The 13706-nt window shown below is 69.9% G+C and carries 9 protein-coding genes; 4 read left to right on the top strand and 5 right to left on the bottom strand.

Annotated elements, in window-relative coordinates; translation table 11 throughout:
* Positions 1 to 22: 22 nt before the first annotated feature.
* Positions 23 to 1264 carry a site-2 protease family protein gene (locus AB8O64_RS08065; protein ID WP_370418553.1) on the bottom strand — a complete coding sequence of 414 codons (1242 nt, stop codon included), beginning with the start codon at positions 1262 to 1264 and terminating at the stop codon, positions 23 to 25.
* Positions 1265 to 1388: 124 nt separating this feature from the next.
* On the opposite strand from AB8O64_RS08065, the gene AB8O64_RS08070 reads away from it, so the two are divergent.
* The gene (locus tag AB8O64_RS08070) at positions 1389 to 2429 is read left to right on the top strand and encodes a RecB family exonuclease (protein WP_370418554.1); all 1041 of its coding nucleotides are present in this window, start codon (positions 1389 to 1391) and stop codon (positions 2427 to 2429) included.
* A gap of 13 nt (positions 2430 to 2442) precedes the next feature.
* On the top strand, positions 2443 to 3114 hold the full coding sequence (locus tag AB8O64_RS08075; protein WP_087928839.1) for a response regulator transcription factor: 672 nt from the start codon (positions 2443 to 2445) through the stop codon (positions 3112 to 3114).
* Positions 3115 to 3235: 121 nt separating this feature from the next.
* Here AB8O64_RS08075 and AB8O64_RS08080 read toward each other — a convergent pair whose 3' ends face one another.
* From AB8O64_RS08080 to metH, 4 genes are all read right to left on the bottom strand, one after another.
* Positions 3236 to 4834 carry an ABC transporter substrate-binding protein gene (locus AB8O64_RS08080; protein WP_356454758.1) on the bottom strand — a complete coding sequence of 533 codons (1599 nt, stop codon included), beginning with the start codon at positions 4832 to 4834 and terminating at the stop codon, positions 3236 to 3238.
* 67 nt (positions 4835 to 4901) lie between these two features.
* The gene (locus AB8O64_RS08085) at positions 4902 to 6500 is read right to left on the bottom strand and encodes an ABC transporter substrate-binding protein (protein ID WP_370418555.1); all 1599 of its coding nucleotides are present in this window, start codon (positions 6498 to 6500) and stop codon (positions 4902 to 4904) included.
* Positions 6501 to 6924: 424 nt separating this feature from the next.
* Positions 6925 to 7626: an HAD family hydrolase gene (locus AB8O64_RS08090; RefSeq protein ID WP_370418556.1), complete on the bottom strand. Its 702-nt coding sequence runs from the start codon at positions 7624 to 7626 to the stop codon at positions 6925 to 6927.
* Between the two features lie 271 nt (positions 7627 to 7897).
* Positions 7898 to 11404: a methionine synthase gene (gene metH / locus AB8O64_RS08095; protein WP_370418557.1), complete on the bottom strand. Its 3507-nt coding sequence runs from the start codon at positions 11402 to 11404 to the stop codon at positions 7898 to 7900.
* 283 nt (positions 11405 to 11687) lie between these two features.
* Between metH and AB8O64_RS08100 the strand changes: the two genes are divergently transcribed.
* Positions 11688 to 12452: an IclR family transcriptional regulator gene (locus AB8O64_RS08100; RefSeq protein WP_130876996.1), complete on the top strand. Its 765-nt coding sequence runs from the start codon at positions 11688 to 11690 to the stop codon at positions 12450 to 12452.
* A gap of 450 nt (positions 12453 to 12902) precedes the next feature.
* Complete coding sequence (locus AB8O64_RS08105) at positions 12903 to 13685, top strand: MIP/aquaporin family protein (RefSeq protein ID WP_356454748.1); 783 nt, start codon at positions 12903 to 12905, stop codon at positions 13683 to 13685.
* Positions 13686 to 13706: the final 21 nt, after the last annotated feature.

Here is a 13706-nt window from a genome sequence, read left to right on the forward strand (position 1 = left end):
GGCCGGCCGGCCGCCGCGGGGGTCAGGAGGAGGGCCGCGCCATGGCGGCGACGAAGGCCCGCTCGACGTCGGTGGTGGCGAGGACGCCGTAGACCTCCCCGGTCTCCTCGACCACGAGGTATTCGGTGGCGGGGGTGGCCCGGAGGGTGTCGAGGAGCTCTTCGCCGGAGAGCTCCGCGGAGACCCGCATGCCGTCCTTGAGGTCGGTGGCCAGGCCGCTGACGGCGACCCAGGGGCGGCGGTGCTCGGGGACGCCGACGATGGCGGCCTCGCGGACGAGGGCGGCGGGCCGGCCCTGTCCGTCGACGACGACCAGCGCCCGGGCCCCCGCCTCGTTGGCCCGCCGCAGGGCCTCGGAGAGCGGGGTGGCGGCCTCCACGGGCACGGCGCGCCGGGTGAGGGTGCGGGCGCTGAGGTGGGGCAGCCGCTCGCGCAGCCGGGCCATGCGCAGGGCGTTGCCCGCCCCGGTCCAGATGATCGCGGCGAGGATGGCGGCGAGCAGGGCGTCGGTGAGCGAGTCGAGGCCGCCGAGGCTCTCGGAGTCGCCGTCGCCGAGGCCGCCGCGGGCGTGGGTCAGGAGCGGGAGGCCGATGAGCACGGCGACGGCGAGCGCGCGGCCGACCCAGGCGGCGGCGACGGTGCCGGTCATGGGCTTGCCGCTGATCTTCCAGACGACGGCGCGGAGCATCCGGCCGCCGTCCAGCGGCAGGCCGGGCAGCAGGTTGAAGGCCGCGACGAGCAGGTTGGAGATCATCAGGCCGGCGAGCAGGACGCCGGGGACGGTGCCGGGCTCGACACCCTGCATGCCGAGGTAGAAGACGCCGGCGAGGACGAGGGAGAGCAGCGGGCCGACGAAGGCGAGGACGAATTCGCGGCCGGGGGTCTCGGTCTCCTTCTCGATCTCGGAGACGCCGCCGAAGAACTGGAGCTGGATGCGGCGCACCGGGAGCTTGAAGCGGAGGGCCGCGACCGTGTGCGCGAGTTCATGGACGAGCACCGAGGCGTAGAAGGCCACGGCGAAGAAGAGGGCGACGAGATACCGGGCGCGTCCGAGCTCGGGCAGCACCCGGTCGAGCTGGCCGCCGAAGACCCAGGTGATGAGGGCGGCGACGAGGAACCAGCTGGGGGCGACGTAGACGGGGACGCCGAAGGGGCGGCCCATGAGGATGCCGCCGCCCGTCCGCGGCCGTCCCGGTTTGCCGTCGCCGGGCCCGGCCCCGTGACCGGCGCCCCCGCCGGACTGGCCCTTCCCGCTGTTGTCCACGGTGTCCCCTCGTCGGCTGCGGCCCCCGCACCGCTGGTGCCGTTCACTGATCATGCAGTGCGAGGGGGTCTGTCGTCGATGGTATTCGCCCGACTGTCAGTGACGGGCCGTAGGGTTATCTGTCATGGGTATCGCCACCGACAATTCCACCGGGCCGGGCTCCGAGCGCGCGGCCGACCGGTCCGCCGGGCCTGCCGCCAGGCCTGCCGGGGCGGCGCGGCCGGCCGCGCTGTCGCCGTCGCGCGCGGCCGATTTCATGCGGTGCCCGCTGCTCTACCGCTTCCGGGTGATCGACAAACTGCCGGAGAAGCCGAGCGCGGCGGCGACCCGGGGCACGGTGGTGCACGCGGTGCTGGAGCGGCTCTTCGACGCCCCGGCGGCCGAGCGCACGGCCGGACGGGCCAAGGGCCTGGTGCCGGGCGAGTGGGAGAAGCTGCTGGCGGCCCGGCCGGAGCTCGCGGAGCTGTTCCTCGGGGAGGACGGCGAGCAGGACGGCGAGCGGCTGGCCCGCTGGCTGGCGGACGCGGAGCGGCTGGTCGAGCGGTGGTTCACGCTGGAGGACCCGACGCGCCTGGAGCCCGCCGACCGCGAGCTGTACGTGGAGACGGTGCTCGAAGGCCGCGGGGGCGAGGGGGCCGCCGGGGAGGCGGGGCTGACGCTGCGCGGCTTCATCGACCGGGTGGACGTGGCGCCGTCGGGAGAGGTGCGGATCGTCGATTACAAGACGGGCAAGGCCCCCGCTCCGCAGTACCGGTCGGAAGCCCTGTTCCAGATGACGTTCTACGCCCTGGTGATGTGGCGGCTGCGCGGGCAGGTCCCGCGCCGGCTCCAGCTGGTCTACCTGGGCAGTGGTGATGTGCTGACGTACGACCCGACGGAGGCGGAGCTGCTGGCCGTGGAGCGCAGGCTGCGTGCGCTGTGGGAGGCCATTTCGCTGGCGACGGAGACCGGCGACTGGCGGCCGCGGCCCACCAAGCTGTGCGGCTGGTGCGACCACCAGGCCGTCTGTCCGGAGTTCGGGGGCACTCCCCCGCCGTACCCGCTGCCCCTGCCCGCACAGCGCGCCCCCGGGGCCGGTGCCGACGCCGGTGCGGAGACCGGTGCCGACGCCGGCGGCCGGGTGGTGGCCGACGGGGAGGGTCAGGGCAGAATGGACCCGGTCTAGCGAAGGAGTTCCTGTGGCGATCCGCGTCCTACTGGTCGACGACCAGCCGCTGCTGCGCACCGGCTTCCGCATGATCCTCGAGGCCGAGCAGGACCTCGCGGTCGTCGGCGAGGCCGGGGACGGTCTCCAGGCACTGGACCAGGTCCGGGCGCTGCAGCCCGATGTGGTGCTGATGGACATCCGGATGCCGCGGATGGACGGGGTCGAGGCGACCCGCCAGATCACCGGCCCCGAGCGGAACGGCCCGGCCAAGGTCCTGGTGCTGACCACCTTCGACCTCGACGAGTACGTGGTGGAGGCGCTGCGGGCGGGGGCCAGTGGCTTTCTGCTCAAGGACGCGCCGGCCCATGAGCTGGTGCAGGCGATCCGGGTGGTGGCGGGCGGCGAGGCGATGCTGGCGCCGAGCATCACCCGGCGGCTGCTGGACAAGTACGCTGGGCATCTGCCGTCCGGCGAGGAACCGCTGCCGGACACGCTGCACACGCTGACCGACCGCGAGGTCGAGGTCCTGAAGCTGGTGGCCCGCGGCTTGTCGAACGCGGAGATCGCGGCGGATCTGTTCGTCAGCGAGACGACGGTCAAGACGCACGTGGGGCATGTGCTGACGAAGCTGGGGCTGCGGGACCGGGTCCAGGCCGCGGTCTACGCCTACGAGAGCGGCCTGGTGCGCCCCGGCGCGCAGTAGCCGCCCGGCGGGCAGCGCCCCGCGCTCGAAGCGGAACGCAGAGAGCTCGTCCCGGAACGGGAAAACCGAGAGGGGCCGGTACGCCGTCGACGGCGTACCGGCCCCTCTCAGTCGTTCACGGTCAGTCCTTGGCGGCCTTGCTGATCTCCCAGAACCGGAAGACGGTCGAGGAGTCCAGGGTCCACTGCAGACCGGTGATCTGCTTGTTCGCCACCGCGTACTGCTTGCCCTGCCACAGCGGCAGGATCGGCAGGTCCTGGGCGACGGTGGTCTGCAGACGGGCGAAGTCCGGGACGGTCGCCGGGCGGCTGCCCTGGGCGGCGGTCGTCGGCAGGATCTTCCCCGTGATCTCCTTCGACTCGTAGTTGTTGGAGAGCACGTTGTCCTTGCCGAAGAAGGGCGCCGTGAAGTTGTCCGGGTCCGGGTAGTCGGGGACCCAGCCCTTCACGTAGACGCCGTACTTGCCCTCGGTGATGCCCTTGTCGTACTCGTCGAACGGGACGCTCTGCACGTCCGCGTCGAAGAGGCCGCTCGCGTTGAGCTGCTTGGCGATCTCCTTGAACGCGGGCACGGTGCCCGGTCCGTAACGGATCGGCGTGGCCCACAGGGTGAGCTTGACCTTGCCGGAGACGTTCGCGGACCGCAGGGCCGCGGCGGCCTTGTCGGGCTGCGGGCGGTCGCCGTAGGCCTCGAAGAACGGCGTCTTGTGGCCGGTGATGCCGCTCGGGACGATCGAGTACAGCGGCTCGGCGGTCCGCTTGTAGACGTCACGGACGAGGGTGCTGCGGTCGATCAGGTACGCGATGGCCTTGCGCACGCCGACCTTGCCGACCACCGGGTCCTTGGTGTTGAACACCAGGTGCTGGACCTCGGCGCTGCTGCCTTCGACGACCTCGAGGTTCTTCTTGTCGCCGGCTTCGGCGGCCTCGAGGTCGGCGATGTCCTTCATGGCCAGACCACGGTAGGCGATGTCGACGTCGCCCTTCTGGACCGCGGTCTTCAGCTCCTCCTGCTGGCCGTGGAAGAACTTCATCGTGACGCCGCGGTTCTGGACCTTCGCGGCACCCTGGTAGGTGCTGCTGACCGAGAACTTGGCCTGCTTCTTGTCGAACGAATCGAGCTTGTAGACACCCGAGCCGACGGCCTTGCCGTCGGTGCGCAGCTTGTCCATCGGGTACTCGTGGTGGTCCACGATGGAGCCGGCGCCGGAGGCGATCTTCTGCGGGAACGTCGCGTCGGGCCGCTTGAGCTGGAAGACGACCGTCGACTTGTCCGGGGTCTTGATCTCCTTGATCGAGGAGAGCAGGGAGGACGCCGGACCCTTCTTGTCGTTGATCTTCAGCGTGCGGCGGAAGGAGTGGGCGACGTCCTCGGAGGTGAGGTCGTGGCCGTTGCTGAACTTCAGGCCGTCCCGGAGCTTGCACTGGTAGACCGTGCTGCCCCCGTCCTTGAAGCTGCACTCCTTGGCGGCCTCCGGCTGGGGCGTCGTGCTGCCCTTGGGGAAGCTCAGGAGCGACTGGAAGACGTTGTTGAAGAGCAGCCAGGAGCCCGGGTCGTAGCCGGAGGCCGGGTCGGTGGACACGACCTCGTCGGACATCCCCATGACCACCGACTCACCGGTGCCGGCCGCCTCGCCGTCGTCCGAACCGCACCCGGTGAGCAGGGCGGCGGCGAGCCCCGCGCCGAGCGGGGCGGCAAGCCACTGGTCACGTTTCCTCACGTGCACGTTCCTCACAGTTTCTTGATCGTCTGAAGAGATCGGAAGGATGGGACTGAACAGCTGTGCCTCACTTGCCGCGGCCGAGCTCCCACGGCTGCATCTCGGAGGCGGAGTTGAGCGCCCACTCGGCACCGGTGATCCGGTCCCGGGCGGCCACGTACTGCTTGCCCTGCCACAGCGGCAGCACCGGGACTTCCTCGGCCACGATGTCCTGGGCCTGCTGGAAGTACTTGGCTGCCGCGTCCCGCTGGGTCACCTGACGGGACTGCGGGATCAGTTCGTTGCTGATCTTCGCGTTCCGGTACGGGGACTGCAGGAAGTTGTCCTTGCCGATGAACGGCGCGACGAAGTTGTCCGGGTCCGGGAAGTCGGGGAACCAGCCCATGCCGTAGACGGCGTACTTGCCGGCCGAGGCGTTGGGACGGAACTCCGACCACTTCACGCCCTGGAGCTTCGCCTTGAAGAGCCCGCTGGAGTTCAGCTGCTTCTGCAGGTTCTTGAAGGCCTTGCCGGTGGCCTCGCCGTAGTGGTCCGTGGTGTACGAGAGGGTCAGCGGCACCGGGGCGTCGATGTGCGCGGCGCGCAGAATGGCGCGGGCCTTGTCGACGCTGGGCGCCTCGTACCGGTTGGAGAAGGAGTTCTGGTGACCGGTGATGCCGCTGGGCACGATCGAGTACAGCGGGTCGTTCGTGCGGTCCGAGTCCTCCTTGGCCAGGGACTGCCGGTCGACCAGCTGGGCGATGGCCTGGCGCACGGCCTTCGGCTTGACCGCCGCGTCCTCGGTGTTGAACGCGAGGATGCTGATCTCCTGGCCCGGGGCCTCGATGAAGCGGACGCCCTTGGTCGTGGTGGACCGCAGCCGGCTGATCTGCTGCGGGGACAGCGTCCGGTTGATGATGTCGATGTCGCCGGACTTGAGCGCCTTCTCCATCGTCTGCGAGTCGTCGTAGAAGCGCATTTCGACCTTGTCGTTCTGCAGCTTCAGCGGACCCTGGTAGTCCTTGTTCTTGGTGAAGACGGCCTTGACGACACGGCCGTCCTTCTGCTCGGTCTCCAGGGTGTACGGGCCGGAGCCGGCCATCTTGAAGCCGTTGTCGAGCTTGTTCTTGGAGTACGTCTCGCTGTCGACGATGGCCGCGGCCGGAGTGGCGATCTTCTGCGGGAACGTCGCGTCGGGCGACTTGAGGTGGAAGACCACCTCGAGGTCGCTCGGTGTCTCCACCGAGTCGATGTTGTTGAGCAGCGAGACCGGGCCGTTCTCGAAGTTGATGGCGCGGGCGCGGTCGATGGAGAACTTGACGTCCTCGGCGGTGAGCGCGTGGCCGTTGGAGAATTTCAGCCCGCTGCGCAGCGTGCAGCGGAACTGCTCGTTGCGGCGGTCCCCGAAGGTGCACTTGGAGGCGGCGTCGGCGATCGGGGCGGTGCCCGAGCGGGGCAGCCGCAGCAGCGTCTGGAAGGTGCTGTGCAGGACGTTCCAGGCGCCGATGTCGTACGCGACGGCGGGGTCGAAGGGCGCCGGGGCGTCCGTCGTCTCCTCGAACCGGTCGGTGGTGCCGATGACGATGGCGCTCTTGCCCGCTCCGGCTCCGTCGGTCCCGCCACAAGCGACGAGGACGGGGGCCAGCAGGCCTGCCACGGTCGGCAGCACCAACGTCTTGCGGTTCATTGTCTGGGGTTCTCCCTGCGATGCGATCGGTCCCGGGACCATACCGATGTCGGTTGTGCTGGTCACCCGGGCAGCCGTGAAGTTCTCGCGAAAAGATTAGTGCGCGAGGCCACTGCCCCCGGAACACGGCGAAGTTGAAGGAATATCACGCGGTGATAACAGCCGACGGATCACCGATATCCGGACGCCGGAACGATTCACGCAGGAGATCATCAATCGGGACACAAGGGTGCGCTCCGGCCCGCACGGAAGCACTTCGAGGGCGCCTGAGGCCTGCCGGACACCCCTGAATCCGGTGACGAACGTCACTCATGCCGCCCCATCGCCGACTACGGGAATTCAGCCAGCGCATTCGTCACGGAAAACAATCACTCCGGCGCCGAGAGTTCCTTGGTCATTACGCGGGGCACGCTCAGTGCATGGTTCAGTGCATTCCCGTAATCAGGCCGCGCAGGAAAGTGAGATCGACTTCCTCCAGCGAACCGACGACCGTGCGTCCCGCGGCGGGCGGGATCGGGGCCACGGACGGCACCGCCAGCACCCGGCAGCCGGCCGCCTCGGCGGCCGCGACACCGGTCATGGTGTCCTCGATCACGGCACACCGCGCCGGGTCCACGCCGAGCCTGGCCGCGGCCTCCAGATACGGGTCCGGGTGCGGCTTCGTCCGCGCGATCTCGTCGCCCGCGACGGTCAGGGCGAAGTTCTCCGCCCCGAGGGTGTCCAGCACCCGGTCGATGATGTGCCGGTGCGAGGCGGAGACCAGGGCGGTCGGGACGCCGTGCGCGGCCAGCTCCGCGAGCAGCCGTCTGGCACCCGGCATCAGCGGCACGCCCTGGCCGATCATCTCGGCGAAGCGCATGTTGAGCAGGACGGTCAGCTCGGTGAGGGCGATCTTCGCGCCGGTGGCCTGAATCAGGAACGAGGCGCTACGGGTCATGGGGCCGCCGACGACGACCTGGCGGTACTCCTCGAGGAGCTGGTGCCCGAGCTCGGCGAAGACCGCGACCTCCACGTCCCACCAGAAACCCTCCGTGTCGACGAGGGTGCCGTCCATGTCGAGCAGAACGGCCTGAAGGGCCGAGCCGGCTGCCGAGCGGGCGTCCACAGCGGGAATGCTGCTGGTCATACGGGCACACCTCCAGGGGGGACGAGAAGGCCGGTCCGCCACGTGGGGCGGACCGGCCTTCACCGGACAGACAAGTGTACGGCGGTCATTACCGTGCGTCACTTCGATATTCAGGACTCGTCGGGCCCGGGCCCGCTCCCCCGCGCTTACGCGCTACCGCGCGTTGCCGTGCCCACCCGGGGGTAACCCCGGACCCCAGCCCCTTCCCCGCGCTACCGCGCGTTGCCGTGCCCACCCGGGGTTGACCCCGGACCCCAGCCCCTTCCCCGCGCTACCGCGCGTTGAAGTACTTCGCCTCCGGGTGGTGGATGACGATGGCGTCCGTGGACTGCTCCGGGTGGAGCTGGAACTCCTCCGAGAGCTGGACGCCGATCCGCTCGGGCTCCAGCAGGTCGGCGATCTTCGCGCGGTCCTCCAGGTTGGGGCAGGCACCGTAGCCGAGGGAGAAGCGGGCGCCGCGGTACTTGAGCGCGAACATGTCCTCCACGTCCGCCGGGTCCTCGCCCGCGAAGCCCAGCTCGGACCGGACCCGCGCGTGCCAGTACTCGGCGAGGGCCTCCGCCAGCTGCACCGACAGCCCGTGCAGCTCGAGGTAGTCGCGGTAGGCGTCGGCGGCGAACAGCTCGGCCGTGGCCCCGCCGATCCGCGAGCCGACCGTGACGACCTGCAGGCCCACGACGTCCGTCTCGCCGGACTCCTCCGGGCGGAAGTAGTCCGCGAGGCACAGCCGGCGCCCGCGGCGCTGGCGGGGGAAGGTGAAGCGGGTGCGCTCGGTGCCGTCCTCGTGCAGCAGGATCAGGTCGTCGCCCTTGGAGACGCACGGGAAGTAGCCGTAGACGACGGCCGCCTCCAGCAGGTTCTCCGTGTGGAGCTTGTCCAGCCAGCCGCGCAGCCGGGGCCGGCCCTCGGTCTCCACCAGCTCCTCGTACGTGGGGCCGCCGGCCCGGGCCTGCTTGAGGCCCCACTGGCCCTTGAAGAGCGCGCCCTCGTCCAGCCAGGACGCGTAGTCCTTCAGGGGGATGCCCTTGATGACCCGGGTGCCCCAGAACGGCGGCTCGGGGACGCGGTTGTCGACGGCGACGTCGGAGCGCACGGAGCCCTCCGGCTCCTCCTCCTCGACGACCGCGGTCTCGCGCTTGGGCACCCGGCGCTGCTTCAGCTCGGGGAGCGTCGCGCCGGGCACGCCGCGCTTGACGGCGATCAGGGCGTCCATCAGCCGCAGGCCCTCGAACGCGTCTCGGGCGTAGCGGACCTCGCCCTCGTAGATCTCGTGCAGGTCCTGCTCGACGTAGGCGCGGGTCAGCGCGGCCCCGCCGAGGATCACCGGGTAGTCGGCCGCCAGCTTGCGCTGGTTCAGCTCCTCCAGGTTCTCCTTCATGATCACGGTGGACTTCACCAGCAGCCCGGACATGCCGATCACGTCCGCCCGGTGCTCCTCGGCGGCCTCCAGGATCGCGGAGACGGGCTGCTTGATGCCGAGGTTGACGACGTTGTAGCCGTTGTTGGAGAGGATGATGTCCACGAGGTTCTTGCCGATGTCGTGGACGTCGCCGCGGACCGTGGCCAGCACGATGGTGCCCTTGCCCTCCGCGTCGCTCTTCTCCATGTGCGGCTCGAGATAGGCGACCGCGGTCTTCATGACCTCGGCGGACTGCAGGACGAACGGCAGCTGCATCTGGCCGGAGCCGAACAGCTCGCCGACGACCTTCATGCCCTCCAGCAGGGTGTCGTTGACGATGTCCAGGGCGGGGCGGGTGGTGAGCGCCTCGTCGAGGTCGGTCTCCAGGCCGTTCTTCTCGCCGTCGATGATGCGGCGCTGGAGCCGCTCGTCCAGCGGCAGGGCGAGGAGCTCCTCGGCCCGGCCGGCCTTCATCGACTTGGTGTTGACGCCCTCGAAGAGCTCCATGAGCCGCTGCAGCGGGTCGTAGCCCTCGGCGCGGCGGTCGTAGATCAGGTCCAGCGCGACCTTGACCTGCTCCTCCTCCAGCCGGGCGATCGGCAGGATCTTCGAGGCGTGCACGATCGCCGAGTCGAGCCCGGCCTTGACGCACTCGTCCAGGAAGACGGAGTTGAGCACGATCCGGGCGGCCGGGTTGAGGCCGAAGGAGATGTTGGACAGGCCGAGCGTGGTCTGCACCTCGGGGTGGCGGCGCTTGAGCTCGCGGATCGCCTCGATGGTGGCGATGCCGTCGCCCCTGGACTCCTCCTGGCCGGTGCAGATGGTGAAGGTGAGGCAGTCGATGAGGATGTCCGACTCCAGCACCCCCCAGTTGGTGGTGAGGTCCTCGATGAGCCGCTCGGCGATGGCGACCTTGTGCTCGACGGTGCGGGCCTGGCCCTCCTCGTCGATGGTCAGCGCGATGAGCGCCGCGCCGTGCTCGACGGCGAGCTCGGTGACCTTGGCGAAGCGGGACTCGGGCCCGTCGCCGTCCTCGTAGTTCACCGAGTTGATGACGGCCCGGCCGCCGAGCTTCTCCAGGCCCGCCCGGATGACCTCCAGCTCGGTGGAGTCCAGCACGATCGGCAGCGTGGAGGCGGTGGCGAACCGGCCGGCGATCTCCGCCATGTCCGCGACGCCGTCCCGGCCTACGTAGTCGACGCAGAGGTCGAGCAGGTGGGCGCCCTCGCGGATCTGCTCGCGGGCCATCTCGACGCAGTCGTCCCAGCGGCCTTCCAGCATGGCCTCGCGGAACTTCTTCGAGCCGTTGGCGTTCGTCCGCTCGCCGATGGCCAGGTACGAGGTGTCCTGGCGGAAGGGGACCGTCTGGTAGAGCGAGGCGGCGCCCGGCTCGGGCCGCGGCTGCCGCTCGGTGGGCCGCATGTCCCGGACCCGCTCGACGACCTGCCGCAGATGCTCGGGGGTCGTGCCGCAGCAGCCGCCGACGAGCGAGAGCCCGTACTCCCGGACGAACGTCTCGTGCGCGTCCGCCAGCTCCGCGGGCGTCAGGGGGTAGTGCGCCCCGTTCTTCCCCAGGACCGGCAGGCCGGCGTTGGGCATCGCGGAGACCCGGGTGCGGGCGTGGCGGGAGAGATAGCGCAGGTGCTCGCTCATCTCGGCCGGGCCGGTCGCGCAGTTGAGGCCGATCATGTCGATGCCCAGCGGCTCCAGGGCGGTGAGCGCCGCGCCGATCTCGGAGCCGAGCAGCATGGTGCCGGTCGTCTCGACGGTCACCTGGACCAGCAGCGGCAGATCGGCGCCGGTCGCCTTCAGGGCGCGGCGGGCGCCGATGACGGACGCCTTCGTCTGGAGCAGGTCCTGGGTGGTCTCCACCAGGATCGCGTCGGCGCCGCCGGTGATCAGGCCCTCGATGTTCTGCTGGTAGGCGTCGCGCAGCTTGACGTACGGGGCGTGGCCGAGGGTCGGCAGCTTCGTGCCGGGGCCGACGGAGCCGAGCACCCAGCGGGTGCGGCCGTCGCGCGCGGCGAACTCGTCCGCGACCTCGCGGGCGATCCGCGCGCCCGACTCCGACAGCTCGAAGATGCGCTCGGGGATGTCGTACTCGCCGAGGGCGGCGAGGTTGGCGCCGAAGGTGTTGGTCTCCACGCAGTCCACGCCGACGGCGAAGTACTCCTCGTGCACCGAGCGCACGATGTCGGGCCGCGTGACGTTCAGGATCTCGTTGCAGCCCTCCAGCTGCTGGAAGTCCTCGAGGCTGGGGTCCTGCGCCTGGAGCATCGTGCCCATCGCCCCGTCGGCCACCACGACGCGGGTGGCGAGCGCCTCACGCAGGGCGGAGGCTCGGGCGGAACTGGCGGTCGATGGCGTGTACGAGGCCATGGAAGTGCTCCCGGGGTTGCGACGGCTGTCGGCTTTACGCCTTCCGGCAGAAGGCGCACGTCGTCAGCGTAGCTGGCACCACCATGGATGGGAGAGGGCATCTCATCTGACGGGCGCACTGGTGCGGCCTGAAACAGTCGTCCGATACTGGCTGGTCGGAGCCCTGGTGCGAGCCGCCCCGCGCTCTCGGCGATCATGGAAGGGTCCGCGGTCAGCTACCCCTTGGTCGGCATCGGCCGATAGTGTTCAGCATTGCCGAACGGCATGTGAGGGAGGTTGCTCGATGGCTCGGACCATCCAGTCGCTCGAACGGGCGGCGGCGATGCTGCGGCTGCTCGCAGGGGGTGAGCGACGGCTCGGTCTGTCCGATGTGGCCTCGGCGCTGGGGCTCGCGAAGGGCACCGCGCACGGCATCCTGCGCACGTTGCAGCAGGAGGGCTTCGTCGAGCAGGACCCCGCCTCCGGGCGCTATCAGCTCGGCGCGGAACTGCTGCGCCTGGGCAACAGCTATCTGGACGTCCACGAACTGCGGGCGCGGGCGCTCGTATGGGCCGACGACCTGGCGCGTTCCAGCGGTGAGAGCGTCTATCTGGGCGTGCTCCACCAGCAGGGCGTGCTGATCATCCACCATGTCTTCCGACCCGACGACAGCCGTCAGGTGCTGGAGGTCGGCGCGATGCAGCCGCTGCACAGCACCGCCCTGGGCAAGGTGCTGTGCGCCTATGACCCGGTGGCGCACAGCGAGGTGGCGGAGGCCGAGCGCGAGGCGTTCACGCCGCACACGGTGACGGGCCTCGGCGACTTCGAGGAGATCCTGGACCTGACCCGGGCCCGGGGCTGGGCCGCCGACGTCGAGGAGACCTGGGAGGGCGTGGCCTCGGTCGCCGCCCCCATCCACGACCGGCGGCGGATGCCGGTGGGCGCGGTGGGCATCACCGGCGCGGTGGAGCGCGTGCGCGAGGGCGGGGAGCTGAGCGCGCAGCTGGTGGCCGCGGTGCGGGACTGCGCGCGGGCGGTCTCCCGCGACCTGGGCGCGGGGCGTTTCTGAGCCCCGGGCCCGGCACTGGGCCTTTGGCCTGGGCATGCGCTGGCCGAGAAACGATCAGCCGCCGACCGGAAACAGTCTGAGCCAGGGGCGGGCGCGGGGCGAGAATCGACCGGCGGGCCACGGCGCGACCGCTCCGGGAAAACGGCTCAAGATCGACATCTCACCAAGATCGGCACCGTCGGATACCGGCCAGTAGCACTGCGTACCAGCCAGTAGCCGAACGATGATTTTCGGCCGCGTCAACCACGAGTTTTCAGTCACAGGACCCTTGACGCGCCCTTAACAGTGCAGAAAACTGCCGTTCATCGGTCGGCATTGTCGAACACCTAACGACAATATTCGCTATGGTGGACACTGCCGCGGGACCGATCACCGCCCTCTCGGAGGGTGCGGACCACCGGAGGGACCCGGGGTTCGCCTTCCCCTGGACGAAGGACAAAGGAGTCGCGGGTGTCCAGCTCCGACATCTTCACCGGTGAGCTCATCGGTACAGCAGTATTGATTCTGCTCGGCGGCGGCGTGTGCGCCGCCGTCACTCTGAAGCGCTCGAAGGCGCTCAACGCGGGCTGGCTGGCCATCACATTCGGCTGGGGCTTCGCCGTACTGGCCGGTGCCTACATCGGCGCCAAGTCCGGTGCGCACCTCAACCCCGCCGTCACGTTCGGCCTCGCCATAGACGGTGCGGTCGAGTGGAGCGATGTGCCGCTCTACATCGGCTCCCAGCTGCTCGGCGCGATGATAGGCGCCACGCTGGTCTGGCTCGCCTACTACGGTCAGTTCAGGGCTCACCTGACCGACCCGGAGCTGGTCGCGAGCCTGAACCCCAAGGAGGGCATGGTCGACCAGACCGCGACCCCCCAGGCCGGCCCGGTGCTGGGCATCTTCTCCACCGGCCCCGAGATCCGTAACGCGGTGCAGAACCTCGTCACGGAGATCATCGGAACCGCCGCGCTGGTGCTCTTCATCCTCACCCTGGGCCTGACCAAGGGCCTGGCCGTGAGCGGCACCGGCACCCTGATGGTCGCCCTCGTCGTCGTCGGCATCGGCCTCTCGCTCGGTGGCCCGACCGGTTACGCCATCAACCCCGCCCGCGACCTCGGCCCGCGCATCGTGCACGCGCTGCTGCCGCTGCCCAACAAGGGCGGTTCGGACTGGGGCTACGCCTGGGTACCGGTGGTCGGACCGCTCATCGGTGCCGCGCTCGCCGCAGGCATCCACAAGATCGCGTTCTGAGCACCCGCCGCCGAGACCTTC

Origin of the sequence: Streptomyces sp. QH1-20 (assembly GCF_041283565.1) — a bacterium.
GTDB lineage: Bacteria > Actinomycetota > Actinomycetes > Streptomycetales > Streptomycetaceae > Streptomyces > Streptomyces syringius.

What these genes read in the sequence shown, in the direction of transcription:
- AB8O64_RS08100 (WP_130876996.1), top strand. Translation starts at nt 11,688, where the DNA reads ATGGCTCGGACCATCCAGTCGCTCGAACGGGCGGCGGCGATGCTGCGG.
- AB8O64_RS08085 (WP_370418555.1), bottom strand. Translation starts at nt 6,500, where the DNA reads ATGAACCGCAAGACGTTGGTGCTGCCGACCGTGGCAGGCCTGCTGGCC.
- AB8O64_RS08070 (WP_370418554.1), top strand. Translation starts at nt 1,389, where the DNA reads ATGGGTATCGCCACCGACAATTCCACCGGGCCGGGCTCCGAGCGCGCG.
- metH (WP_370418557.1), bottom strand. Translation starts at nt 11,404, where the DNA reads ATGGCCTCGTACACGCCATCGACCGCCAGTTCCGCCCGAGCCTCCGCC.
- AB8O64_RS08090 (WP_370418556.1), bottom strand. Translation starts at nt 7,626, where the DNA reads ATGACCAGCAGCATTCCCGCTGTGGACGCCCGCTCGGCAGCCGGCTCG.